Consider the following 23400-nt stretch of genomic DNA (forward strand, 5'->3'; position numbering starts at 1 on the left):
TCCAAGGTCCGGTGCGAACCACACCGTTCCCGGCCACCCTGCGCCGGCAGTGGGGGCTCGACCTGAGCCCCGCCCAGCTCTACGCGATCCTGCGGCTGCGCCAGGACGTGTTCGTCGTCGAGCAGAACTGCGTCTACGCCGACGTGGACGGCCGCGACCTGGAGCAGGGCACCCGGCACTTCTGGCTGGAGGCGGACGCGACGCACGAGCCGCTGGCGTACCTGCGGCTCACCGAGGAACCCGGCGGCACGTTCCGCATCGGCCGCGTCGTGACCGGCCGGATGGCCCGCGGCCGCGGGTTCAGCCGCCGGCTCGTGCAGGCGGCGCTGGTCGACGTCGGTACCGCGCCGTGCGTGCTGGACGCGCAGACCTACGTCACCGACTTCTACGCCTCGTTCGGCTTCGTGCCCGAGGGCGCCGAGTTCATCGAGGACGGGATTCCACACCTGCGGATGCGGCGCACTCCGTGATCACGCGCACCGCGCGCTCGATGTCGGCCTCGGTCAGGTCGGCGCGCGCGGTGAGCCGCAGGCGCGAGATCTGGTCCGGCACCGACGGCGGGCGGAAGCAGCCGACGACCACGCCGTTGGTGCGGCACGCCTCGGCCCACCGGAACGCCTGATCCGGCGAAGGGGCCCGCACGCTCACCACCGCCGCGGTCGGCGTGCTGACCTGGAACCCGGCCTCCTTCAGGCGGAAGCTCAGGTCGTGCGCCACGGTCAGCGCGCGCTCGGGGCGGTCCGGCTCCTCGCGCAGGATCTTGATGGCGGCCAGTGCGGCGGCGGCGCTGGCCGGGGCGAGACCGGTGTCGAAGATGAACGTGCGCGCGGTGTCGACGAGGTGCTTGATCACCCGGCTCGGTCCGAGCACCGCACCGCCCTGGGCGCCCAGCGACTTGCTGAGCGTCAGCGTCGTGACCACGTCCGGTGCCCGCACGAGCCCGGCCTCCGCGACCGCGCCGCGCCCGCCGGGGCCCACGACGCCGAGGCCGTGCGCGTCGTCGACCACGAGCCCGGCACCGTTCGCGCGGCAGGCCTCGTGCAGCTCGGCGAGCGGGGCGATGTCGCCGTCCACGGAGAACACCGAGTCGGTCACCACGATCGCGCGCCGCTTGCCGCGGGTCTCCAGCGCGTGCCGGACCTTGCCCACGTTGCAGTGCTCCGCGACCACGACGTCGGCCTTGGACAGCCGCGTGCCGTCGATCAGCGAGGCGTGGATGTGCTGGTCGGCGACGATCGCCGTGCCGGGGCCGGTGAGCGCGGTGACCGCGCCGAGGTTCGCCGCGTAGCCGGAGGAGAACACCAGCGCCGACTGGCTGCCGCAGAAGTTCGCGAGCTCGTACTCCAGCTCGGCGTGCAGCTCCGTCGACCCCGAGACCAGGCGCGATCCCGTCGACCCCGCACCCCACTTGAGCGTCGCCGCGGCGGCCGCCCCTGCGACCCGCTTGTCCCGCGCGAGCCCCAGGTAGTCGTTGCTCGCGAGGTCGAGGTCCGCCGAGTCGGCCTGGCGCGGCCGCAGGCGCCGGGACAGACCCGCCTTGGCGCGCGCCTGGGCCCTGACGTCGATCCAGTCGAACGTCGCCTCACCACCGCTGGACGACGCCTCAGTTGTGCTCACGCTCACCGACTGAGTCTCCCATCCGCCGACTAGCGTGCCGCTCGTGGACCTGTTCACCTTCACGCGCGCCGAGCTGACCTCGCCGGTCCAGTTCTGCGACGGCCGCTGGGTGGTGTCGTCCTGCGCCGACGTGCGCGCGGTGCTCGCCGACCCGGTGACCTACCTGCCGGACAACGCGCTGACCGCGGTCACGCCGGTGGCGCCGGCAGCGCTCCGGTCCCTGGTCAGGGCCCGGTTCTCGTTGCCGCCGACGCTCGCGAACAACGGGTCTGACTCGCACGCCGGGTTGCGGCGGCTGGTCGCGTCGTTCTTCACCCCGGCACGGGTCGCCGCCGCGGAGCCCCGCATCCGCGCACTCGCCGTGGAACGGCTTGGTGGCTCAGATCTCGTGCGGTCGCTGGCGTGGGACCTGCCGGCGATCGTGCTGATGGACCTCCTCGGGCTCGACGACGTGGACATCCCGACGCTCAAGCGGTGGAGCACGGCGTCGCTGGAGTTCTTCTGGGGCGACATCACGCGTGACCGGCAGCTGGAGCTGGTCGACGACGTCGGCGCGTTCCACCAGTGGCTGGTCAAGCGGTACGAGGCCCGGGACGGGGCGTTGTTCTGCGCGCTGGCCGACGCCGGTGTGTCCGCGGAGGACTCCGCCGGGCTCTGCTACTTCCTGCTGATCGCCGGTCAGGAGACGACGACGCAGCTGCTGTCCACGGCGTTGCGGCGGGCGTTGCGGGACCGCTCGGTGTGGGAACGGCTGCCGCTGCCCGGTGTCGCGGAGGCGTTCGTGGAGGACGTGCTGCGCACCGAGACGCCCGTGGTGACGTGGCGGCGGCTCACCGCACGGGAGGTCGTGCTGTCCGGTGTGCGCGTCCCGGCCGGTGCGGAGCTCGTGCTGGTGCTGAGCGGCGAGGAGGACGACCCCAGGCACCTGGCGTTCGGGTACGGGCGGCACTTCTGCCTGGGCGCGGGGCTGGCCCGGCTGGAGGCCGCGGTGGTGCTGCGGACCGTGGCCGAGCACGAGCCCTCGCTCCGGCTCGCCGGTGACGAGCCGGAGTGGCTGAACCTCCTGTCGTTCCGCGCGCCCAGGTCCGTCACGGTCGCGCGATGAGCCCGGCGATCTCGCCGCTGGTGCTCGGTGAACAGCTGCGGGACGGGGACATCCCGCTCGCGGAGTCGCTCGCGGCCGGTGTTTGATGCCGGGGTGATGAACCGCCAGCTCTCGGGAGTCCGCAAGAAGACGCTGCTGGAGTCGCTCGGCCCGGTGCCGGACGCCGCCCCGGACCGCTACGGCGACGGCGGCCCGGTCGAGGAGCTGGAGACGCGGGTCGCCCGGCTGCTGGGCACCGAGGCGGCGCTGTTCGTGCCGACCGGCACGATGGCGCAGCAGATCGCGTTGCGCTGCTGGGCCGACCGCACGCACAACCCGATCGTCGCGATGCACCCGCAGGCCCACCCGCTGCACCACGAGGACGACGCGCTGACCGCGCTGTCCGGCCTGCGCCCGGTCCGCGTGGCGAACGACGAGGTGGCGGCGTGCCCGGAACCGTTCGGCACGCTGCTGGTCGAGGTGCCCGACCGCGAAGCCGGGTTCGTGCTGCCCACCTGGGACGAGCTCGTGGCGACCGTGGACGCCGCCCGCGAACGGGACGCGGTCGTGCACCTCGACGGCGCGCGGCTGTGGGAGGCCGTGCACGGGCTGGGCAAGCCGCTGGACGAGGTCGCCGGCCTCTTCGACTCGGTCTACGTGTCGTTCTACAAGTCGCTGGAGGGCATCTCCGGCGCGGCGCTCGCCGGGTCCGCCGACTTCGTCGAACAGGCGCGGGTGTGGCGGCACCGGTACGGCGGGATGCTGTTCCAGCAGTGGCCGGCGGCGCTGTCGGCGTTGCACGGCCTCGACACCGTGCTGCCGCGGCTGGGCCGCTACGTCGAGCACGCCAAGGTCGTGGCGGCGGCGATGGACCTGCCGGAACCGGACACGCACCAGTTCGCGCTGCACCTGCCGGGTGATCCGGCGCGGCTGACCGAGCTGAGCGGGAAGTTCCTCGGCCGGTTCTGGCGGTCGGGGCAGCTGGCGAAGACCGAGGTCACCGTCGCCGAGCCGGCGCTGGAGTGGACGGCGGACGAGGTCAGGGAGGCGTGGCGGCAGTTCCGCGGGTCGCTGTGAGCCGTCCGCTCCTGCTGTGGGGGCTCGTCGCGGCCGGCAGCCGGTTGCCGGTGGCGATGGCGCCGCTCGCGCTGGTGTTCCTGGGGCGGTCGACCTCCGGCGGTTACGCGCTCGGCGCAGGGGCGGCGGCGCTGTACGTGGTCGGCGAGATCGCCGGGTCGGCGGTGCTCGGCGCGCGGCTCGGCCGGTCGCGCGGGCAGCTGCCGGCGGGGATGGTCGTCGGTGCGCTGGCGTTCGCGGTGCTGCCGTTCGTCGACGGGCCGGTGCTGCTCGCGGTCGTGTTCGTGGCAGGCGCGGCACCCGCCGCGGCTCCGGGTGGCACCCGCGCGATCCTCACCTCGCTGGTGCCCGAGTCGCGGGCGGCGCGGGCGCTGAGCGGCGAGGCCGTGTTGTCGCAGGTCGTCTGGGCGGCGGCACCCGCGCTGGTGGTGTTCCTCGCGCTGCAGGTCCACCCCGGTGTGCCGCTGGTGCTCGCGGCGGCGTTCTTCCTGGTCGGCGCGCTGGGGCTGCGCTGGCTGCCCGCCCCGGAACCGGTCACAGCGCCGATCAGCCGGTCGCTGTGGCGGGCCTGGCCGATCTACCTCACCGGCACCGCCTCGAACGCGGTGTTCGCGGCCACCGAGCTGATGCTGCCGGCGTTGCTGGAGCAGCGCGGGATCGCGGTGGGCTGGGCCGGGCCGTTGCTCGCCTGGTTCGCGCTGGCCTGCGCCGGGGGCGCGGTGCTGTACGGGCTGCGCACGTGGCCGGGCTCGCTGCGGGTGCAGTGCCTGGTGCTGCTGGTGGCCATGTCCGGGTCGATCGCGCTGGTGGCCGTGTTGCCAGGGGTGGCAGGCATCGCCGCCGGGTTGCTGGTGGCCGGCCTGTTCCAGTCCGGTGCGATGGTGTCGCGCAGCCTGGCCCTGCGCGAACGCCTGCCGTCCTACGCGCACGCACCCGCCTACTCGGTGATGTACGCCGCGGCCGGGGTGGGGTACAGCGCGTCGGCGGGCATCTCGGCGGTGGCGATGGAGGCGTTCAGCGCTTCCGCGGCGGTCCTCGTCGGCGTCGGTATCACGCTGGTGGTCGTCGTGGTGAGCGCGGCAGGGGAGCGCCCTGTCGTGAAGGCCACCTGACCGCGGGGTTGGTCCTGCCGGTGCGAGGTGCGACGATCTCGGGGCTGTGAGGGGAGCGCGAGGAAGCCGGTGCGAATCCGGCGCCGTCCCGCGACTGTGACCGACGCGCGTCGGGAGTCAGGAACTCGTCCCCCTCTTACCCGACCGGACCCGGGCGTGGACACCCGAGGAAGGACTCGCTGGAGCATGTTCCCGTTTTCGGCCGTCGTCGGACACGACGACCTCCGGCTCGCCCTGTTGCTGAACGCGGTGCACCCCGGCATCGGCGGCGTGCTCGTGCGCGGCGAGAAGGGGACCGCGAAGTCGACCGTCGTGCGGGCCCTCGCCGCCCTGCTGCCCGAGCTCGACGTGTCGCGCGACTGCCGGTTCGGCTGCGTGCCCGGCAGCACGGACTGCCCGGACGCACCGCACGCCGGGAGCGAGCGCAGGCCCGCCCGGCTGGTCGAGCTGCCCGTGGGCGCCACCGAGGACCGCCTGATCGGCTCGCTCGACCTGGAGAAGGCGCTGACCGAGGGCGTGCGGGCGTTCCAGCCCGGCCTGCTCGCGGCGGCGCACCGGGGCGTGCTCTACGTCGACGAGGTCAACCTGCTGCACGACCACCTGGTCGACCTGCTGCTCGACGCGGCGGCGATGGGGCGGGCGCACGTGGAGCGCGAGGGCGTCTCGGTGGCGCACCCGTCGCAGTTCCTGCTGGTGGGCACGATGAACCCGGAGGAGGGCGAGCTGCGTCCGCAGCTGCTCGACCGGTTCGGGCTCACGGTGTCGGTGAAGGCCGCGCGGGACGTGGCCGTGCGCACCGAGGTGATCCGGCGCCGGCTCGCCTACGAGGCCGACCCGGAGACGTTCGCCGGTCGCTGGGCCGACGAGGACGCCCGGCTCAAGCAGCAGATCACCAACGCCCGCGCCGCCCTGAAAACCGTGTCCCTCCCCGACGGCGAGCTGCGCCGGATCGCCGCCGTCTGCGCGGCGTTCGAGGTGGACGGCATGCGCGCGGACCTCGTGGTCGCCCGCACCGCCACCGCCCACGCGGCCTGGCGCGGTGCCGCCGAGGTCGAGGAGACCGACGTCGAGGTCGCCGTGCGGCTCGCGCTGCCGCACCGGCGCCGGCGCGACCCGTTCGACGAGCCGGGCATCGAGGAGCAGCAGCTCGAGGACGCCATGCGGCAGGCGGCCGAGCACGCCCGAGAGCCAGAGGACCAGGAACCCGATCCCACCGACGGCCCCGACGACGACGGCCCCGGCGGCGGCGAGCTGCCCGAACCGCAGGACGGTCCCAAGGGGAACGGGAACGCGCAGGGCGACCGGCCCGCACCCGAGCCGTCGCCCGCGTTCAAGGCCCGGCTGCTGGAGGTGCCCGGCGTCGGCGAAGGCGCTCCTGGCAAGCGGTCGCGGGCACGCGCGCGCACCGGCCGGGTCGTGCGTTCCTCCACAGTGGACGGAAGCGGGCTGCACCTCGTCGACACCCTCGCCACCGCGGCACCGCACCAGCACGACCGCGGGCGCACCGGTGCCGGCCTCAAGCTGGTGCCGGGCGACCTGCGCAAGGCCGTCCGCGAGGGCAAGGAGTCGAACCTCGTCCTGTTCGTCGTGGACGCCTCGGGTTCGATGGCCGCGCAGAAGCGGATGTCGGCGGTCAGCGGCGCGGTGATCTCGTTGCTGCGCGACGCCTACCAGCGCCGCGACAAGGTCGGCGTGGTGACGTTCCGCGGCAACCAGGCCGAGGTGGCGCTGCCGCCGACCACCTCGGTCGACGCCGCCGCGACGCGTCTCAAGAAGATGCGCACCGGCGGCCGCACCCCGCTCGCGGACGGACTGCTGAAGGCGCACAAGCTTCTTGAGATCGAACGGCTGCGCGACCCCCGCAAGCGCCCGCTCGTGGTGCTGCTGACCGACGGCCGCGCCACGTCGTCCGGTCTCGGCGGCGACCCCACGAAGGACGCGCTCAAGGCCGCCGCGCTGCTCGAACAGACCGCTGTCGTCGTCGTGGACTGCGAACAGGGCCACATCAGGCTCGGGCTCGCGGCCAAGGTCGCCGACGCCCTGCGGGGCACCTGCGTCCGCCTCGACCAGCTCAGCGCCGACCACCTCGCCGGCGTCGTCCGCGCCGCCTAGGGAGGAGACCCAATGCCACAGGGACAACCCACCGCGGTGCCGCAGGACGGCCTCACCACGCGACAGCGGCGCAACCGGCCGTTGCTGATGGTGCACACCGGTGAGATGAAGGGGAAGTCGACGGCGGCGTTCGGCCTGGCGTTGCGCGGCTGGAACCAGGGCTGGGACATCGGCGTGTTCCAGTTCGTGAAGTCCGCCAAGTGGAAGGTCGGCGAGGAGAACGCGTTCAAGGCGCTCGGCCGGCTGCACGACGAGACCGGCGAGGGCGGCGCGGTCGAGTGGCACAAGATGGGCGAGGGCTGGTCGTGGTCCCGCAAGCAGGGCACCGAGGAGGACCACTCCGCCGCCGCGCTGGAGGGCTGGCAGGAGATCCGCCGCCGGCTGGAGACCGAACGCCACGGCCTCTACGTGCTCGACGAGTTCACCTACCCGCTGCACTGGGGCTGGATCGACGTCGACGAGGTGGTGGAGGCGCTGGTCAACCGGCCGGGCCACCAGCACGTCGTGATCACCGGCCGGTACGCGCCGCAGCAGCTGGTGGACGCCGCCGACCTGGTGACCGAGATGACCAAGGTCAAGCACCCGATGGACGCGGGGCAGAAGGGCCAGCGGGGGATCGAGTGGTGAACCGGCTGGTCGTCGCCGCACCCGCGTCGGGCAGTGGCAAGACCACGGTGGCGACGGGCCTGATGGCCGCACTGCGCAGGGCCGGGTCGCGGGTCGCGCCGTTCAAGGTGGGACCCGACTACATCGACCCCGGCTACCACGGGCTCGCGACCGGGCGGCCCGGCCGCAACCTCGACCCCGTGCTGGTCGGCGAGCACCGCATCGCCGGCCTGTTCGCGCACGGGTCGAGGGGCTGCGACCTCGCCGTGGTCGAGGGCGTGATGGGCCTGTTCGACGGCCGCGTCGACACCGCGGGCATCGGCTCGACCGCGCACGTGGCCAAGCTGATCGGCGCGCCCGTGCTGTTCGTGGTCGACGCGCGGGGGCAGAGCCGGTCGCTCGCGGCGCTGCTGCACGGCTTCCGCGGCTACGACCCGACCGTGCGGCTCGGCGGCGTGATCCTCAACCAGGTCGGGTCGGAGCGCCACGAGCAGGTGCTGCGGTCGGCGTGCGACGAGGTCGGCCTGGACGTGCTCGGCGTGCTGCCGCGCGACGCGCAGTTCTCGTTGCCCTCACGGCACCTGGGGCTCGTGACGGCGGCCGAGCACGGCAGCGAGGCGGTCTCCGCGGTCGACGCGATCGCCGCCGCGGTGGCCAAACACGTCGACCTGGACGCGGTGCGCGCGCTGGCGTCATCGGTGCCGGCGATGGCCGTGGCACCGTGGGAACCGCAGGTCGAGGCCGTCCGCGGGGAACCGGTGATCGCGGTGGCCGGCGGGGCGGCGTTCACGTTCGGCTACGCGGAGCACGCCGAGGTGCTGGCGGCGGCCGGTGCCGCTGTCGCCGTCGTCGACCCATTGCGCGACGACCGGTTGCCCGAGGGCACCGCCGGTCTGGTGCTGCCGGGTGGTTTTCCCGAGCAGCACGCGGAGGCGTTGTCGGCCAACGCGCCGCTGCGCGAGGCGGTCGCGCGGTTCGCCCGCTCGGGCGCGCCGGTGCACGCCGAGTGCGGCGGGCTGCTGTACCTCGCGCGCTCGCTCGACGGGCACGAGATGTGCGGCGTGCTCGACGCGGAGGGCTTCATGACGCCGAAGCTGACCCTGGGCTACCGCGACGCCGTCGCGGCCACCGGCTCGTCGCTGCACCCGCCGGGCGGTCGCGTGACCGGCCACGAGTTCCACCGCACCCAGCTGTCCACACCGCACTCGCTGCCGCCCGCGTGGCACTGGCGCGGCGTCGAGAACCGGCCGGTGGCCGAGGGGTTCGTCGTCGGCGGTGTGCACGCCTCGTACCTGCACACGCACCCGGCCGGCGACCCGGAGGCGGTGGCCAGGTTCGTGCGGGCCTGCCACCCGTTCGTGGCGGGTTCGGCAGGCGGTACGGTCTTCGCCTAAGCCTTTCGTCCAACCCCTGTGGAGCTGTCGTGACGACGACCGGTCGGGTTTCCTTCGTCGGCGCCGGTCCGGGTGCCGCCGACCTCATCACCCTCCGCGGCGCGCGCCGCATCGCCGAGGCCGACGTCGTCGTCTGGGCTCCCAGTGCGGTCGAGGCCGAGTGCGTCCGCGAGCACGCGCGCGAGGGTGCCGACCTGGTCGACTTCTCCCGCGTCACCGCGGAGGAGATCACCGACCTGTACCGCCGTGCCGCCGCCGCGCGGCTGAAGGTCGTGCGGCTGCACGCGGGCGACGCCGCGACCGGTGGCGGAGTGCAGGAGCAGCACGACCTGTGCCAGCGCCTCGGCCTGGAGGTCGAGGTCGTGCCGGGCGTGTCGGTCGTCGCCGCCGCTGCCGCGCGGATCGGCCGCGAGATCACGCTGACCGAGGCCTCCTCCGCGGTGTTCCTCGCGCCGGAGGGCAGCGAGGGCGTCCGCGAGTTCGCCGCACTGCAGACCACGATGGCGGCCACGGTCTCCGGTGCGCGCACCGGCCAGTTCGTGGAGCAGCTGCTGGAGGGCGGCTACACCGCCGAGACGCCGGTCGTCGTCGCGTACAAGGTGAGCCAGGCCGACGAGCTGGTCGTGCACACCACGGTCGGCGAGCTGGAGGCGGTGGTGAAGCAGCACAAGCTGTACCGCCCGACGCTCTTCCTGGTCGGCGCCGCGGTGAAGGCCGCACCGGCCCGCCGCCAGTCCGCGATCGCGGCCGCCGCCGACGAACCGGCCCGCACCGCCCGCCCGACCCGCTGGTCGCGCAGGGCCGCCTCGCGCATCGCGACGCGTGCGGACGAGCCGGTGCCCGCTCCCGCCGTCCCGGTCGCCCCCGCGACCTCCGCCGAGCCGAACCCGGCCTGGAACGCGGTGGAGGAGCTCCAGCAGTCCGTGCGCAAGCAGGCTGAGGAGTCCTCGCAGAAGCCCAAGCCGAAGCTGACCGTGGTCGCTGCCGCGACGCCGAAGCCGCCGACGGTGCAGGCCTCGACCTCGAACCCGCCCAAGCGCCGGTCCACCGCCCGCAAGCCCAAGCGCGCCAACTGATGTCAGCCCTCGTCGAGGAGCTGCGGGAAGCGGCGGGCCGGCCCGGCGTCGAGGTCGTGGACGCCGCCGACGGCCTGCGGCCCGCGCTGAACCTGTGCCGCGCCCGGTCCGCCGTCATCGTGAAGGTGGCGGCCGGCGCCGGTCCGGCCGAGATCGGTGCGGGACTGGCCGGCTGGCGGCGCACGCTCGTGGTCGCCGACGTCGGTGAGCTGTCCACAGTGGACCCGAAGGATGCGGTCACCCGGCGCTGGATCGCACCGGAGGCCGTGCTGTGCCTGGCGGACACCGAGTTCCTGCGCGGCACCGGGTGGGCGCTGCCCGAGGACGCGTTCTCCACCAGGACGCAGGTGCTGGGCGCCGAGGTCCGCGCGTTCGTGCTGGCCGTGCTCGCGCCCAGGCCCGGTGTGCTGGTGTGGGACGTGCTCGCGGGCTCCGGCGCGGTCGGCGTGGAGTGCGCACGGCTCGGTGCCGCGGTCGTGGCGGTGGAACCGGACCCGGTGGAGTGCGTGCGGATCATCGCGAACGCCTCCGCGCACGGCGTGGACGTGCGCGTGGAGGAGGCCGGGCTGGACACGACGGCGTTACCGCGCCCGGAGGCGGTGTTCGTCGGCCGCGGGTCGCTGCCCGAGGTGAGGGCGTGCGCGGCGGTGAACGCGCGGCGCGTGGTCGTGGTCGCCGAGCGGGTGGACGAGGTCGTGCCGACGCGGGACGCGTTGCGGGCGGCCGGGTACGAGGTGGAGGGCGTGCAGCTGACCGCCTCCCGCCTGCTCGACTCCGGCTTCGGCGCCGCGGCGCCGGTGACCGTGGTGTGGGGAACCAAGAAGTGATGTCGTGGGTGGGCGGCGGTGTCGTGGTGCGGGGAGTCCGGCCGTGATCGGTGTGTTCGCGGGGACGGTCCAGCGCGGTGACGCGGCCGACCTCGCCGGGGTGCTGGGCTCGGACGCCGTGGTGCCGGACGGGCCGATCCGGCCCGCTGTGCACCGGCTGTGGGACCGGCTCGACGCGCTCGTGCTGTTCCTCGACGCGGGAACCGCTGTCCGGTTGATCGCGCCCCTGTTGCGGGACAAGCGGACCGACCCCGCGGTGGTGTGCGTGGACGCCGGGTTCGCGGTGGCGCTCGCCGGTGCCGCGAACGACCTGGCGTGGCGCGTCGCGGACGCGTTGAACCGCACCGCCGTCGTCACGACCGGCCCGTCGATCGACTCGGTGCTGGACGAGCTCGTCGAGCAGCTCGACGCCACGGCCGACGGCGACGTCGCCGCGTGCGCGGCGGCCATCGAGTCGGGCGAGAAGGTGGTGCTGCGCAACCCGTTGAGCTTCCCGCTGCCCGCGCTGTCGGCGAACGTGGTGTCGGCCGACGAGGACGCCGCGTGGGTGATCGTCATCGACGACCGCGCCGCCGCGCCGAAGGACAACGTGCTGCGGATCGTGCCGCGCACGCTCGTCGTGGGTGTGGGGTCGACGCGGGGTGCGTCGGCCACGAGCGTGGGTGCCGCGCTGGCCGAGCTGGACGCGCAGGGCGGCCTGGACCTGCGCGCCATCAAGGCGTTCGCGACGGTCGACGTCAAGGCGGACGAGCCCGGCATCGTGGACGCGGTGGAGGACTGGGGTTTCTGGCACGGCGACACGGCCGACCTGATCACGTTCAGCGCCGAGGAGCTCAACGCGGTCGGCGTGCCGAACCCGAGCTCGGTGGTGCGCAACTCGCTGGGCACCGCGAGCGTGGCGGAGGCGGCGGCGCTGTGCGGCGCACGGCAGGTCGCGCACGGCGCACCGGTCGAGCTCGCCGCGGAGAAGTTCAAGCGGGACAACGTGACCGTGGCCGCGGCACGGGTGCTGCCGCGCGGCCGGCTCGCGCTCGTCGGCCTCGGTCCCGGCGGCGCCGAGCAGCGCACGCCGCGTGCGGAGGCCGAGATCCGGCGGGCCGCGGTCGTCGTGGGCACGCCCGAGGCCGTGCACGCGGTGGCCGCTCTGCTGCGGCCGGGCACCCAGACGCGTGCCGATGGTGCGCCGGAGCTCGCGGAGGGTGGCGCGGCGGTCGCGCACGTCGCGTTCGGAACTGGACCAACGCTGGACAATCCGGTCGAAGCCGACGTGGTTGTTGTTCCCGGAGTGTGGGAACGGTAGCGTTTTTCCTTCTTTCGTAGGGTCTACCCAGAAGATTTGCGGATTAGCGTCGCCATGCACACGGCCCACCCTGCCGGGCCCGGATGCACTGGAGAGCGACATGAGAGCCCGTCGTCTCGTCGCGGTCGCCTGCACAGCAGGTGTCGCCCTGTCCATGCTCACGATCAACGCCGCCGCCGCTACCCCGAAGGACGGCCTGCGCCTGCTCGCCGTGCGCGACTCGCTGACCGCCACGCACACCTGGTACGAGCAGACCTTCGACGGCAAACCGGTGCTGGGCGCCTACTACGTCGAGCACGTCGACAAGGCGACCGGCGCGAAGACCGTGGACGACGGCCGCATCGCCGTGGGTGCCGTCGACCTCACGCCCGCCGTCACCGCCGAGGACGCGCGGACGAGGTCCGCCGGTGTGCCCGAGACGGCGAAGCTGACCGTCCTGCCGGGGACGGGCCTGGTCTACGAGGTGATCTCGGACAACGGCAAGGGGTCCGAGCGCACGCTGGTGCACGCGGAGACCGGCGCGGTCGTGCGGACCGAGAGCCTGGTCAAGCACGCGGACGGCACCGGCAAGGTGTTCAGCCCGAACCCCGTCTCCGCGCTGCAGAACCAGAACCTGACCGACGCCGACGACGCGGACTCCGCCGTGCCCGCCGCGGCCTACCGGTCGGTGACGCTGTCCCACCTGGACGGTTCCGGCTACCTCAGGGGCAAGTACGCGACGCTGACCGGGCCGAAGAGCAAGCTGGCCTACAGCAAGGCGAACAAGTTCGAGTACACGCGCGCCAACGACCTCTTCGAACAGGTCAACGCGTACTGGGGCGTGACCGAGGCGCAGAAGTACATCCAGGGCCTCGGGTTCACGAACGTCAACAACGAGGCGCAGAAGATCACCACGATCGGCCTCACCGAGGACAACTCGTTCTACGACCCGTCGAAGGACCAGATCACGTTCGGCACCGGCGGTGTGGACGACGCCGAGGACGTCGAGGTGGTGTGGCACGAGCTCGGCCACGCGATCCAGGACGCCCAGGTGCCCGGCTTCGGTTCCACCACGGAGGCGGGCTCGATCGGTGAGGGCTTCGGCGACTGGTGGGCGTTGATCATGTCCTCGCGCGACGCGAAGGACACGGCCACGACGCCGCTCGCGTGCATCATGGACTGGGACGCCACGGCGTACACGACCGAGACGCCGCATTGCCTGCGCCGCACCGACACCGAGCTGAAGTACGCCGACCGCAAGGGCGAGGTCCACTTCGACGGCCAGATCTGGTCGCGGGCGCTGTTCGACGTCTACAAGGCGTTCGGCCGCGACAAGGCGGCGAAGATCGTGCTGGAGGGCCAGTTCTCCTACGCCCCCTCGACGACGTTCGCGGCCGCTGCCAAGGCGACGGTCGCCGCGGCGAAGAAGCTCTACGGCGACAAGGACGCCGCCACCGTCCAGGCCGCGTTCACCGCGCGCGGCATCGCGTGAGTCAACTGTGAAGCCGGACATGTCCGACTAGTGGCGGTTGTGCCACTTCGATCCCGGGCGTGACGCTGTGTGTGCCGCCGCTGGACACCCTGCACACACAGCGTCATCGGGAAGGACTGGCAACATGGCGAAAACCCTGCGTCGCCTGATCTTGTCTGTCGTGGTCTCCGCTCTCGCGAGCATCTTCTTCACGGCTCCCGCAGCCAACGCCGACGACGTCTCGCCGATGATCGTCGGTGGTACGCGCGCCAGCACGGCGACCTACCCGTGGGTCGTCTACCTCGCTTCCACCACCGGTTCGCAGTTCTGCGGCGGAACCCTGGTGAAGGCCAACAAGGTCGTCACCGCCGCCCACTGCGTCGCCGGCCGCTCGGCCTCCAGCACCCGCGTGGTGCACGGCCGTGACGACAAGCAGAGCACCGCGGGCACCGTCGCGAACGTGACCCGCATCTGGTCGCACCCGAGCTACACCACCGCGACCGCCGGCTACGACGTGGCCGTGCTGACGCTGGACCGCAACATCAGCTCGGCGACCCTGCCGCTCGCCACGCCGTCCGACACCGCGCTGTACGCCGCGGGCAACTCCGCGCTGATCCTCGGCTGGGGCACCACGTCCTCCGGTGGCTCGGCGTCGCGCTACCTGCTGCAGGCGAACGTGCCGCTGACGTCCGACTCGACCTGCAAGACCGCGTACTCGCAGTACAGCAACACCTCCATGGTGTGCGCGGGCTTCCCGCAGGGCGGCGTCGACACCTGCCAGGGCGACTCCGGTGGCCCGCTGGTCTACGGCGGCAAGCTCATCGGTGCCACGTCCTGGGGCCGCGGCTGCGCCGGCGCCGGCTACCCCGGCGTGTACGCGCGGATCGCGCCGTACAACTCGGTGATCACCGCTCAGCTGTAAGCACTTCGCCACCGCGCACCCCGCGTCCACAGTGGACCCGGGGTGCGCGGTCGTATGCTGCCCGGATGACGGATCTGGAAGCAATGCCGGAGGACTGGGCGAGCGCGCTGGTCGTCGTCGCCCACCCCGATGACATGGAGTACGGCGGTGCGGGCGCCATCGCGCGGTGGACCGCCCAGGGCAAGAAGGTCGCGTACCTGCTCGCGTGCCGCGGTGAGGCGGGCATCGACTCGCTCTCACCGCAGGAGTGCGCGCCGTTGCGGGTCGAGGAGCAGATCGCGTCCTGCGCGGCCGTCGGCGTGACCGAGGTCGAGTTCCTCGACCACGCGGACGGCATGATCGAGTACGGGCTGCCGCTGCGGCGCGACATCGCGGCCGCGATCCGCCGGCACCGGCCGGAGTTCGTGATCACCGGTAACTTCCGCGAAACGTGGCCGAGCGGAAACCTCAACATGGCCGACCACATCGCGGTCGGCCGGGCCGCCGTCGACGCCGTGCGCGACGCGGGCAACCGGTGGGTGTTCCGGGATCTGGACATCGAGCCGTGGAACGGTGTCCGGTACGTGGCGGCGGCGTCCTCGCCGATGGCCACGCACGCCGTGGACATCACCGGCTCGTTCGACGCTTCCGTGGAGTCCTTGCGCGCCCACAAGGCGTATCTCGATGCGCTGAGCGGGGACATGGCCGAGCCGGAACCGTTCCTGCGCGGCATGGCGGAGGCCGTCGGCCAGCGGTTCGGCGGCGTCCTGGCGACGTCTTTCGAGCTGTTGCGCCTGTGACCATGTTCCCTTCGGCTGGACACGGCCGGTCTCGTGTGGATGCTTCTACGCATGCCCGTTGAACAGCACTACCTGGTTGGCCTCGATCTCCGGGGCCGGCGCGTCCTCGTGGTCGGCGGAGGCACCGTCGCCCAGCGGCGCCTGCCCCGCCTGATCGCCTCCGGCGCCGTCGTCGAGCTCGTCTCGCCCGTCGTGACCCCCGCCGTGCAGGGCATGGTCGACGCGGGGGAGCTGACGTGGCACGAGCGGCTGTTCGAGCCGGGAGACGTCGAAGGCGCCTGGTACGTGCTGGCGTGCACGTCGGACATCGAGGTGAACGCCCAGATCGGCGAAGAGGCGCTCGCACAGCGCGTGTTCTGCGTGCGCGCGGACATCGCCGTGGAGGGCACGGCGGTCACACCGGCCGTGGGCTCGCACGACGGCATGGTGCTCGGCGTGCTCGCCGGCGGTGAGCACCGTCGTTCGGCAGCGGTGCGAGACGGCGTCGTGGCGGCGTTGCGCGACGGCCGGATCGCCGACCAGTCCACCCCGCCGGTCGGCGTCGCCCTGGTCGGCGGCGGCCCCGGCGACCCCGAGCTGATCACGGTGCAGGGCAAGCGCTTGCTGGCCCAGGCGGACGTGGTGGTCGCGGACCGCCTCGCCCCCCGCGAACTGCTGGAGGAACTGCCCTCGCACGTCGAGGTCGTGGACGCGGCCAAAATCCCCTACGGTCGCGCGGCGACGCAGGACTTCATCAACCAGACGCTCGTCGACCGCGCCAAGGAGGGCAAGTTCGTCGTCCGCCTGAAGGGCGGCGACCCGTACGTCTTCGGCCGCGGCTTCGAGGAGCTGCTCGCGTGCGCCGAGGCCGGCATCCCGGTGACCGTGGTACCCGGCGTGACGTCGGCGTTCGGTGTGCCCGCGTTGGCCGGTGTACCCGTGACGCACCGAGGGGTGGCACACGAGGTAGTCGTCGTCTCCGGTCACGTGGCACCGGACGACCCGCGCTCCCTCGTCGACTGGCCCGCCATCGCACGGCTGCAGGGCACAGTCGTGCTGATGATGGCCGTCGAACGCGCGGGTGCGTTCGCCACGGCGCTGATGGAAGGCCGCCCCGGCAGCACGCCCGTCGCCGTCGTGCAGGAGGGCAGCACCTCCGCACAGCGCGTGTACCGGTCCACTCTGGAAACCTTGGGCGCGGACGTCGTGGCCTGGGGAGTGCGCCCGCCGGCGATCATCGTGGTCGGCCCGGTGGCCGGCATCGCGCCCGCCTAGCCGGGTTCTCGCTCGACGCCGCTCGACGCCGCTCGACCGGTGGGCCCCGCAGGTCCACCGGTTCCTGCGCCGCCACGGCCCACGGCGCCGGTCACTTTCGAATTCGCTCGCGACCACCCCGTCCGTCAGCGCGCCGACCGGCTGAACACGGCTGGGTGGCCAGCGTCTGCGCACTGCTGATCCGGCGGCGCGACCGCGCAGGTCGGGCCTGCGGCCTGGTGACGGCGTAAGTCGGGCCTGCGGCCTGGTGACGGCGTAAGTCGGGCCTGCGGCCTGGTGACGGCGTAAGTCGGGCCTGCGGCCTGGTGACGGCGCGAGTTGGCCCGTAGCCCGGTGACGGCGCGAGTCGGACTCGCAGCTCAGCGATGGCTCGAATCTGGCCTGCGGCCCGGTGACGGCGCGAGTCGGGCCCGCAGCTCAGCGATGGCTCGAATCTGGCCTGCGGCCCGGTGACGGCGCGAGTCGGGCCCGCAGCTCAAGACCGCGCGAGCCAGGCTCTCAGCCCGGTGACGGCGCGAGCCAGGCCTGTAGCCCGGTGACCGCGCAAGCAAGGTCCCGCAAGTCAAAACTCGCGCAGGGCAGGGCCCCGCCCTCCCTGGGGGCAGACCACCCACCTCCACTCAACCTAACCAAGATCCGGCCGTGTCAACCCACCGTTCGGCGATCTGTGGACAACTCGGCACGCGACGAGGGCCGCCTTCCCGACCGGAGAGGCGGCCCTCGTCGAACCAACAGGTCGGCAGGGCGGACACGAACGACTGCCCGTCAACGCCAAGAACAGCCCTCCGACCGGAGCTGCGGTGCCACGTCCGCGGCAGCCAGCCCGGGCGAGCTGACCGCCGACGACGAAGGCCGCCTCCCCAACCCGGGGAAGCGGCCCTCATCAGATCAGTCGATCAGTGCTGCGGCGCCCGGCGCGGGCGCCCGGTGGTGCTGCCGCCGCGGCGGGGACCGCCGCCTTCGCCGGCTGGGCGGCGCGGGCCGCTGCGGAACTCGCCGCCCTCGGAGCGGCGACCGGAGCCGCCGCGGAACTCGCCGCGGCCACCGGCCGCGGGGGCGCCGAAGCGACGGCCGCTGCCGCCGGAGCGGCGGGCGGGCTTCTCGCGTTCGACGACCGGCTCGCCGCTGGGGAGGCGGGCACCGGTGATGCGGATCAGGTCCTCGTCACCGGGACGGACCTTCGTGCTCTCCGGGCGGATGCCCGCGCGAGCGGCCATGCCCTGGACGGCGCGGCGCTGGTCGTGGGTGACCAGCGTGACGACCGTGCCGGACTGGCCGGCGCGCGCGGTGCGGCCCGCGCGGTGCAGGTAGTCCTTCGGGTCGGCCGGCGGGTCGACGTGCACGACGAGCGAGACGTCGTCCACGTGGATGCCGCGGGCGGCCACGTCCGTCGCGATCAGGACCGGCGTGGTGCCCTCGCGGAACTCGCCGAGCACGCGGGTGCGGGCGCTCTGAGCCTTGCCGCCGTGCAGCGCGCCGGCGTGGACGCCGACCGAGCGCAGCTTCTTGGCCAGGCGGTCGACGTGGTGCTTGGTGCGCACGAACATGATCGTGCGGCCCTCGCGCGCGGCCACCTCGGTCACCACGTTCTGCTTGTCCTCGGCGGACACGAACAGCAGGTGGTGGTCCATCGTCGTGACGCTCGCGGTGGCCGGGGCCACCGAGTGCGTCACCGGGTTGTGCAGGTACTGGCGGACCAGCTTGTCCACGTCGCCGTCGAGCGTCGCGGAGAACAGCAGGCGCTGGCCGTCCTGCGGGGTCAGGTCCATGATCGCGCGGACCTGGGGCATGAAGCCCATGTCGGCCATCTGGTCGGCCTCGTCCAGCGCGGTGATCTCGACCTGGGACAGGTCGCAGGTCCCCTGGCGGACGTGGTCGGACAGCCGGCCCGGCGTGGCGATCAGCAGGTCGACGCCGCGGCGCAGGTGGTCGATCTGGCGCGGGAACGACGTGCCGCCGACGACCACGCGGCACCACATGTTGAGCGCGCGGGCGTGCGGCATGAGCGCCGTCTCCACCTGCATCGCGAGCTCGCGGGTCGGGACGAGGATCAGCCCACGCGGCTTGTGCGGCGTGGAGCGGCCGCCCGCGAGGCGGGTCAGCATGGCGAGGCCGAACGCCAGCGTCTTGCCGGAGCCCGTCTGGCCACGGCCGAGGATGTCCCGGCCCGACATCGCGTCGGGCAGGGTGGCGGCCTGGATGGGGAACGGTGCGGTGATGTCGTTGGCGACGAGCGACTTGATCAGCGCGTCAGCCAGGCCGAGCTCGGCGAACGAGGGCAGCGGGCCTTCCGGCAGCGTGCTCTCGAAGTGCTCGGCGACGATCGGTTCCTCGACCCGCTGCTGCGGGCGTGAGGAGTTGCCCTGGCGACCCGAGCGGCGCCGCGGTGACCTGCGGCTCTGTGCGCGCTCGGAACGGCCTTCGGACATTGATGGCAAAACAAACCTCCGAGACATGGCACGTCTCAAGGCTGCCCCGCGCTTGTCGCGGTGCCAGTTCACAAGGACGAGCCCGGCGTGGTGTGCACGCCTGAATGAGTAGGTGGACGCACCGGTCAACGGCGGTCAAGCCTGCATCGGTGCTCTTACAGTCTAGCTGATCAGTGCGAGTGACCGGCGCGCCCGGCAGTGTCGTTGGACACGGCCGGGCGCGCAAGGTGAGTCACCCCATACCCGCCACGTCCAGCAGCGTCGCCACCAGCGCGGACGGCTCACCGATCTCCGGTGGCAGGCCGCGCGCGGCGAACCAGCCGCAGATGTTGCGGACGTCGCGGTCGAGGAACTCCACGCCGCGGGGGTTCGCGACCAGGTCCACCACCTGCGGCAGGTCGATCATGATCAACCGGCCGTCGTGGACCATCAGGTTGAACGCGGACAGGTCGCCGTGCGTCAGGCCCGCCTCCGCGAGCGTCATCAGCGTCGCGACCAGCTGCCGCCACAGGTCGAGCAGCTCGTCCTCGTCCGGGCGCGCCTGGGCGAGCCGCGGCGCGGCGTTGCCCTCGGCGTCCCCGATGAACTCCAGCAGCAGCTCGGTACCGCTGCGCTGCACCGGGTACGGCACGGGCGCGCCGATCTGCCACAGCTGGGTGAGCGCGGCGAACTCCGCGACCGCCCACTGCTCCGCGATCAGGTTGCGCCCGAACGCGGTGCGGTTCTGGATCGCCCGCATCTCGCGGGACTTCTTCATCCGGCGCCCCTCCAGATATCCCGCGTCGCGGTGGAACATCCGGTGGTCGTTGCTGCGGTAGCGCTTGGCGGCGAGCAGGCTCGACCGCTCGCCGATCGCGCGTTCCAGCAGGAAGACGTCCGCCTCCTTGCCGGTCTTCACGATGCCGAGCTCGCGGTCCACCGCGGCCAGCTCGGTGATGAGCCAGCTCGGGTGCGGCTTCGGGCCCTGCTCGGCGTCGCCCCACGTGGACCAGCGGTCGCCGTCCTCGGGGGTGTCGGCCGTGCTGAGCTGGTCCTCGCGCACTCGCGCGACGCGCACCTTCTCGGCCTCGGTCATGCGGCCGCGACGGGTGGGCTCCGCGTCGTCGCCGCGCTTGGTGGTGCGCTTTCCCTTGCGCCGCATGGTGTCGTCGGCGCCTTCGAAAGCAGACTCGTAACGTTCGTAGAGATCGTGCTCGCGCACGGTGGGGTCTCCCAAGAGCTGAAGGTGACCGCCCCACTGGCGCTCTGCGATCAAACGGTGCTGATCAGGCGCGAAGGGCGGCTGGACGGGTCGCGAGTGCGGTGCCGCGCCCAAAGACAGGCTCTGACATGTCGCACCTCCTCGATCCAGCTCCGTTGTCACGCTTCCGGGAAGATTCTGCCGTGCGGGCCCGGTGCCCGCAACCGAATTACGCCGTGATCAGGTCGGCCGTCTTCTCGCCCGTCGGCACCATGGCCAACCCGGCCTTCCGCGCGAGCTTGACCAGGCCTTTCAGGTCCGCCGGCTCCGCGTTGGACTTCGCGATGGCGCGCGCGAGCAGCCCCTTGTGCGCCTTGTTGAAGTGGCTGACGACCTTGCCCTCGCTCGTGACCACCCGGACGACGACGGCGTGCGGGATCTTCGCGAGGCTGGAGTACGCGCCGGAGCGGAGGTCGACGACGAACTCGTCCGCCTCCCTCAGCACCGGCTCCAGCGAGGGCTTCCACAGCGTGCGCAGGCTGCCGTGGTCGGGCAGGGCGCTGCCGCCGGACAACCGGTACGCGGGCACCGGGTCACCGCCGCGCACCGCCCCGAACAGCGCGGACGCGACCGCGAGCCGCTGACAGGCGCGTCCCCTCTCGGCCTTGCGGAGCGAGGGGAAGTCGAGGTTGTCGTAGAGCACGCCGGTGTAGCGCAGCAGTGCGGGCGTGGTTCCCGACGTGCGCAGGGACGCGTTGCGGTGCACCTCGTCGACCTGCCGCTCGGAGATGTCGAGCGCCTTGAGGCTCGCCGGGACGTCCGCCGCGAGATCAGCCAGCGCGGACACCAGCTTGTCGCGCACCGGGTTGAGCTCGGGGAACGACAGCGCGTCGAGGTCGAGCGGCGCGCCGTCGCCGCCGATCGCCTTGGTCTCCGACGGGGGAAGCAGCACCAGCACGGTTCGCAAGCCTAAGCCAACGCCGTGGAACCGCCGGACCTGCGTGGTGCCTCCGGACGGCGTGGACGGTCGGGCCCGTTGGGACGCGGCCGACCTGGTCACGGTGCGTGCGGCGCGGCTTCGGCCGGTCCCGGCGTGTGCGGCGCGGCTCCGTCGGCCCGCCGGGCGTGTGCGGCGCGGCTTCGTCGGCCCGCCGGCCGCCTAGGGTGCCTGCAGCGTCAGGTAGGCGAGGCCGAGCACGCCCCGCCAGCCGTGCAGCCGGTAGGTGCGCTGCCGGTCGGCCCTGGCCCTGACCTCCTCGGCGTGCGGGGAGTCCGGGTTGGCGCGCAACCAGCGTTCCCAGGCCAGCCCGTGGCCGTTCTCGAAGACGTCCCACTCGTCGAGGCTCGCCTGCTCCGCCGCGAGCAGCCGGTAACCGTGGCCGAGCGCGTGGTCGACCAGCCCGGCCAGCGAGCGGTACTGGTCGCGCGGAACCGGCATGGCGGCGAGCTGCGCGCTCGTCGGTTCCCGCTCCCAGAAACCCTCGCCCAGCAACAACCTCCCGCCAGGGCGCAGCAGTCCCTTGGCCGCGACGAGCGCGTTCTCGGTGTGCTGCAACGGGTCTCCGCCCCACGCCTGGGTGGCGCCGTTGACGATCACGGCGTCGGCCGGGCGGTCCGGCTGCCACCGGGCCACGTCCGCGACGTGCAGGCTCACCCGCCCGGACAGCCCGCGCCGTTCGGCGTTGGCGCGGCCGTGCGCGATGTCGTCCTCCTTGAGGTCGACACCGGTGCCGGTGGCGGTGGGCGCGGCCTCGAGCGTGCGCAGCAGGAGCTCCGCCCACCCGCACCCGAGGTCGAGCACGTGCCCGCCGTCGAGCGGCAGCAGCGAGTCGACCAGGCGCGCGGCCCTGTCCGCGGACAGCGGTCCGTGGAACGTGACGTCGTCGTACAGCGGCGTGATCTCTGGAGTCGTCATCGTCGGGCAGCATGGCCCCGCAGCGGCTGCCGGGCAACGCGTTATTCAGTTGTTGAGGGCATCACCTCCGCGTAGCTTCGACCGTCGTGGAACTCGTGTGGCGCGCGCTCACCACCGCGGACATCCCCGCGGTCACCGCGCTGTGCACGGCAGCGGAAGCCGCCGACGACACCGGCGAACTGCTGTCCGAAGAGGACTTCGCCCAGTCGTTCGCCAAGGCGGACCTGCCGACGACCTCGCTCGCCGTGCTGGCCGGCTCCGAGCTCGTCGCCTACGGCCTGCTCGAGCCGCGCGCGAAGCCCGCCGACGTCCACCGCCTGCGGATCGACGGGATGGTCCACCCGTCGTTCCGCCGCCGCGGCATCGGCCGGGAGCTGTTGCCGCGCATGGTGTCCATGGCCCGGACGCTGCACCTGGCCACCCACCCGGCCGTACCGCTGGTGGCGACCACGATGGTCGAGAGCCGCTCGGCCGGCCACGTCGCACTGTGCGCGTCGCTCGGCTTCACCGCGGACCGCCACTTCCACGAGATGGAGGTGGCACTGGGCGAGTCACTCGCCCAGCTCCCGGTCCCGCCGGGCTACTCGGTCGTCCCGTTCACCCCCGACCGCTCCGAAGAGACCCGTCGGGTCGTGAACACGACCTTCGCCGAGCACTGGGGCTCGACCGAGCGCACCCCGCAGGAGTGGGCGGCGTCCTTCACGGACAGCAAGAGGTTCGTGCCGGACACCTCCTTCCTCGCACTGGACAACGGTTCCGGCGCGGTCGTCGGTTTCGTGCTGGCCCGCCACTACCCGGCCGTCGAGGAGCAGACCGGCGTCCGCGAACTCTGGATCGGCGACGTCGGAACCCTCAGCGCGCACCGCGGTCGTGGCCTGGCGTCGGCGTTGCTGAGCTGGACGTTGACTCAGGCGCGGACGCAGGGGTACCAGCGGGCGGGGCTGTCGGTCGACACGGCCAACTCGACCGGGGCGCTCGGCGTGTACGAGCGGGCCGGGTTCCGGGTGGCGCGGACGTGGGTCGACTACGGCGTGCCGGTCGAGCTCGTCTGACGGACGGGGTCGGGCGGGACGGGCTGGGCTGAGCTGGACGGGCTGAGTGGCCTGGTCGGACGGATCAGGCTCGGCTTGTCGGACCGGGTGAGCAGGGCTGGGCGCGGGTGGGTCGGTCGTCGGCTTGGGCGCGGCAGGGCTGCTGGGCGGGTCCGGATCGGGTGGAGTGCGGGACCGGGCCGGGCAGGGTTGCGCGGGTGGCCGGGTGTCGGCT

The 23400-nt window shown here is 72.9% G+C and carries 20 protein-coding genes and 1 riboswitch; of the genes, 15 read left to right on the top strand and 5 right to left on the bottom strand.

Annotation, left to right across the window (positions count from 1 at the left end; genetic code table 11):
• Positions 1 to 11: 11 nt before the first annotated feature.
• Positions 12 to 470: a GNAT family N-acetyltransferase gene (locus tag ACZ7CH_RS29620; protein ID WP_360390821.1), complete on the top strand. Its 459-nt coding sequence runs from the start codon at positions 12 to 14 to the stop codon at positions 468 to 470.
• On the opposite strand, the gene ACZ7CH_RS29625 is transcribed toward ACZ7CH_RS29620, so the two are convergent.
• Positions 424 to 1617, bottom strand: coding sequence for an 8-amino-7-oxononanoate synthase (locus ACZ7CH_RS29625; protein ID WP_360390818.1), 1194 nt, complete (start codon positions 1615 to 1617; stop codon positions 424 to 426). The two genes, ACZ7CH_RS29620 and ACZ7CH_RS29625, sit on opposite strands and share 47 nt — an antisense overlap.
• A gap of 43 nt (positions 1618 to 1660) precedes the next feature.
• Here ACZ7CH_RS29625 and ACZ7CH_RS29630 point away from each other — a divergent pair, with 43 nt between their 5' ends.
• The 13 genes from ACZ7CH_RS29630 (at position 1661) to cobA (ending at position 16610) form a co-directional block, all read left to right on the top strand.
• The gene (locus ACZ7CH_RS29630) at positions 1661 to 2722 is read left to right on the top strand and encodes a cytochrome P450 family protein (protein ID WP_360390815.1); all 1062 of its coding nucleotides are present in this window, start codon (positions 1661 to 1663) and stop codon (positions 2720 to 2722) included.
• Positions 2723 to 2818: 96 nt separating this feature from the next.
• A complete protein-coding gene (locus tag ACZ7CH_RS29635; RefSeq protein WP_470375444.1) occupies positions 2819 to 3778 on the top strand; it encodes a threonine aldolase family protein in 960 nt (319 codons plus the stop codon).
• Positions 3775 to 4890 carry a hypothetical protein gene (locus ACZ7CH_RS29640; protein WP_458430651.1) on the top strand — a complete coding sequence of 372 codons (1116 nt, stop codon included), beginning with the start codon at positions 3775 to 3777 and terminating at the stop codon, positions 4888 to 4890. The genes ACZ7CH_RS29635 and ACZ7CH_RS29640 overlap by 4 nt, the downstream gene beginning before the upstream one ends.
• Positions 4891 to 4949: 59 nt before the next feature.
• Positions 4950 to 5017: riboswitch (cobalamin riboswitch) on the top strand.
• Between the two features lie 59 nt (positions 5018 to 5076).
• Entirely contained in the window at positions 5077 to 7002 is a 1926-nt protein-coding gene (locus ACZ7CH_RS29645; RefSeq protein ID WP_360390806.1) for a putative cobaltochelatase, read from the top strand.
• A 12-nt stretch (positions 7003 to 7014) separates the two neighbouring features.
• Complete coding sequence (gene cobO, locus ACZ7CH_RS29650) at positions 7015 to 7629, top strand: cob(I)yrinic acid a,c-diamide adenosyltransferase (protein ID WP_360390803.1); 615 nt, start codon at positions 7015 to 7017, stop codon at positions 7627 to 7629.
• Positions 7626 to 9002 (top strand): cobyrinate a,c-diamide synthase, encoded by a 1377-nt coding sequence (locus ACZ7CH_RS29655; RefSeq protein ID WP_360390800.1) that lies wholly within the window; start codon positions 7626 to 7628, stop codon positions 9000 to 9002. The genes cobO and ACZ7CH_RS29655 overlap by 4 nt, the downstream gene beginning before the upstream one ends.
• A 29-nt stretch (positions 9003 to 9031) precedes the next feature.
• Positions 9032 to 10078 carry a cobalt-precorrin-4/precorrin-4 C(11)-methyltransferase gene (locus ACZ7CH_RS29660; protein ID WP_470375445.1) on the top strand — a complete coding sequence of 349 codons (1047 nt, stop codon included), beginning with the start codon at positions 9032 to 9034 and terminating at the stop codon, positions 10076 to 10078.
• A complete protein-coding gene (locus ACZ7CH_RS29665; RefSeq protein ID WP_470370742.1) occupies positions 10078 to 10905 on the top strand; it encodes a hypothetical protein in 828 nt (275 codons plus the stop codon). The genes ACZ7CH_RS29660 and ACZ7CH_RS29665 overlap by 1 nt, the downstream gene beginning before the upstream one ends.
• A gap of 43 nt (positions 10906 to 10948) precedes the next feature.
• On the top strand, positions 10949 to 12205 hold the full coding sequence (locus tag ACZ7CH_RS29670) for a cobalamin biosynthesis protein (RefSeq protein WP_470375446.1): 1257 nt from the start codon (positions 10949 to 10951) through the stop codon (positions 12203 to 12205).
• Between the two features lie 100 nt (positions 12206 to 12305).
• A complete protein-coding gene (locus ACZ7CH_RS29675) occupies positions 12306 to 13676 on the top strand; it encodes a M36 family metallopeptidase (protein ID WP_470375447.1) in 1371 nt (456 codons plus the stop codon).
• Positions 13677 to 13800: 124 nt separating this feature from the next.
• Entirely contained in the window at positions 13801 to 14577 is a 777-nt protein-coding gene (locus ACZ7CH_RS29680) for a S1 family peptidase (protein WP_360390788.1), read from the top strand.
• A 65-nt stretch (positions 14578 to 14642) separates the two neighbouring features.
• A complete protein-coding gene (locus ACZ7CH_RS29685; RefSeq protein ID WP_470375448.1) occupies positions 14643 to 15356 on the top strand; it encodes a PIG-L deacetylase family protein in 714 nt (237 codons plus the stop codon).
• A gap of 51 nt (positions 15357 to 15407) precedes the next feature.
• Positions 15408 to 16610, top strand: a complete 1203-nt coding sequence (gene cobA / locus ACZ7CH_RS29690) for a uroporphyrinogen-III C-methyltransferase (protein ID WP_470375449.1) — start codon at positions 15408 to 15410, stop codon at positions 16608 to 16610.
• An 896-nt stretch (positions 16611 to 17506) separates the two neighbouring features.
• Here the strand turns inward: cobA and ACZ7CH_RS29695 are convergent.
• The 4 genes from ACZ7CH_RS29695 to ACZ7CH_RS29710 all read right to left on the bottom strand — a co-directional run bounded on the left by ACZ7CH_RS29695 (position 17507) and on the right by ACZ7CH_RS29710 (position 22134).
• Positions 17507 to 19039, bottom strand: coding sequence for a DEAD/DEAH box helicase (locus ACZ7CH_RS29695; protein WP_470375450.1), 1533 nt, complete (start codon positions 19037 to 19039; stop codon positions 17507 to 17509).
• A 232-nt stretch (positions 19040 to 19271) separates the two neighbouring features.
• On the bottom strand, positions 19272 to 20240 hold the full coding sequence (locus tag ACZ7CH_RS29700) for a serine protein kinase RIO (protein WP_458430666.1): 969 nt from the start codon (positions 20238 to 20240) through the stop codon (positions 19272 to 19274).
• A 208-nt stretch (positions 20241 to 20448) separates the two neighbouring features.
• Entirely contained in the window at positions 20449 to 21177 is a 729-nt protein-coding gene (gene yaaA / locus ACZ7CH_RS29705) for a peroxide stress protein YaaA (RefSeq protein WP_470375451.1), read from the bottom strand.
• Positions 21178 to 21378: 201 nt separating this feature from the next.
• A complete protein-coding gene (locus ACZ7CH_RS29710; protein ID WP_470375452.1) occupies positions 21379 to 22134 on the bottom strand; it encodes an SAM-dependent methyltransferase in 756 nt (251 codons plus the stop codon).
• Between the two features lie 86 nt (positions 22135 to 22220).
• Between ACZ7CH_RS29710 and ACZ7CH_RS29715 the strand changes: the two genes are divergently transcribed.
• On the top strand, positions 22221 to 23186 hold the full coding sequence (locus ACZ7CH_RS29715; RefSeq protein WP_360390777.1) for a GNAT family N-acetyltransferase: 966 nt from the start codon (positions 22221 to 22223) through the stop codon (positions 23184 to 23186).
• Positions 23187 to 23400: the final 214 nt, after the last annotated feature.

It is taken from the genome of Lentzea sp. NPDC037011 (assembly GCF_055607425.1).

Coding starts and splice junctions, on each gene's coding strand:
- ACZ7CH_RS29635 (WP_470375444.1), top strand. CDS start 2,819: ATGAACCGCCAGCTCTCGGGAGTCCGCAAGAAGACGCTGCTGGAGTCG.
- ACZ7CH_RS29645 (WP_360390806.1), top strand. CDS start 5,077: ATGTTCCCGTTTTCGGCCGTCGTCGGACACGACGACCTCCGGCTCGCC.
- cobO (WP_360390803.1), top strand. CDS start 7,015: ATGCCACAGGGACAACCCACCGCGGTGCCGCAGGACGGCCTCACCACG.
- ACZ7CH_RS29665 (WP_470370742.1), top strand. CDS start 10,078: ATGTCAGCCCTCGTCGAGGAGCTGCGGGAAGCGGCGGGCCGGCCCGGC.
- ACZ7CH_RS29675 (WP_470375447.1), top strand. CDS start 12,306: ATGAGAGCCCGTCGTCTCGTCGCGGTCGCCTGCACAGCAGGTGTCGCC.
- ACZ7CH_RS29680 (WP_360390788.1), top strand. CDS start 13,801: ATGGCGAAAACCCTGCGTCGCCTGATCTTGTCTGTCGTGGTCTCCGCT.
- ACZ7CH_RS29685 (WP_470375448.1), top strand. CDS start 14,643: ATGACGGATCTGGAAGCAATGCCGGAGGACTGGGCGAGCGCGCTGGTC.
- cobA (WP_470375449.1), top strand. CDS start 15,408: ATGCCCGTTGAACAGCACTACCTGGTTGGCCTCGATCTCCGGGGCCGG.
- ACZ7CH_RS29695 (WP_470375450.1), bottom strand. CDS start 19,039: ATGTCCGAAGGCCGTTCCGAGCGCGCACAGAGCCGCAGGTCACCGCGG.
- ACZ7CH_RS29710 (WP_470375452.1), bottom strand. CDS start 22,134: ATGACGACTCCAGAGATCACGCCGCTGTACGACGACGTCACGTTCCAC.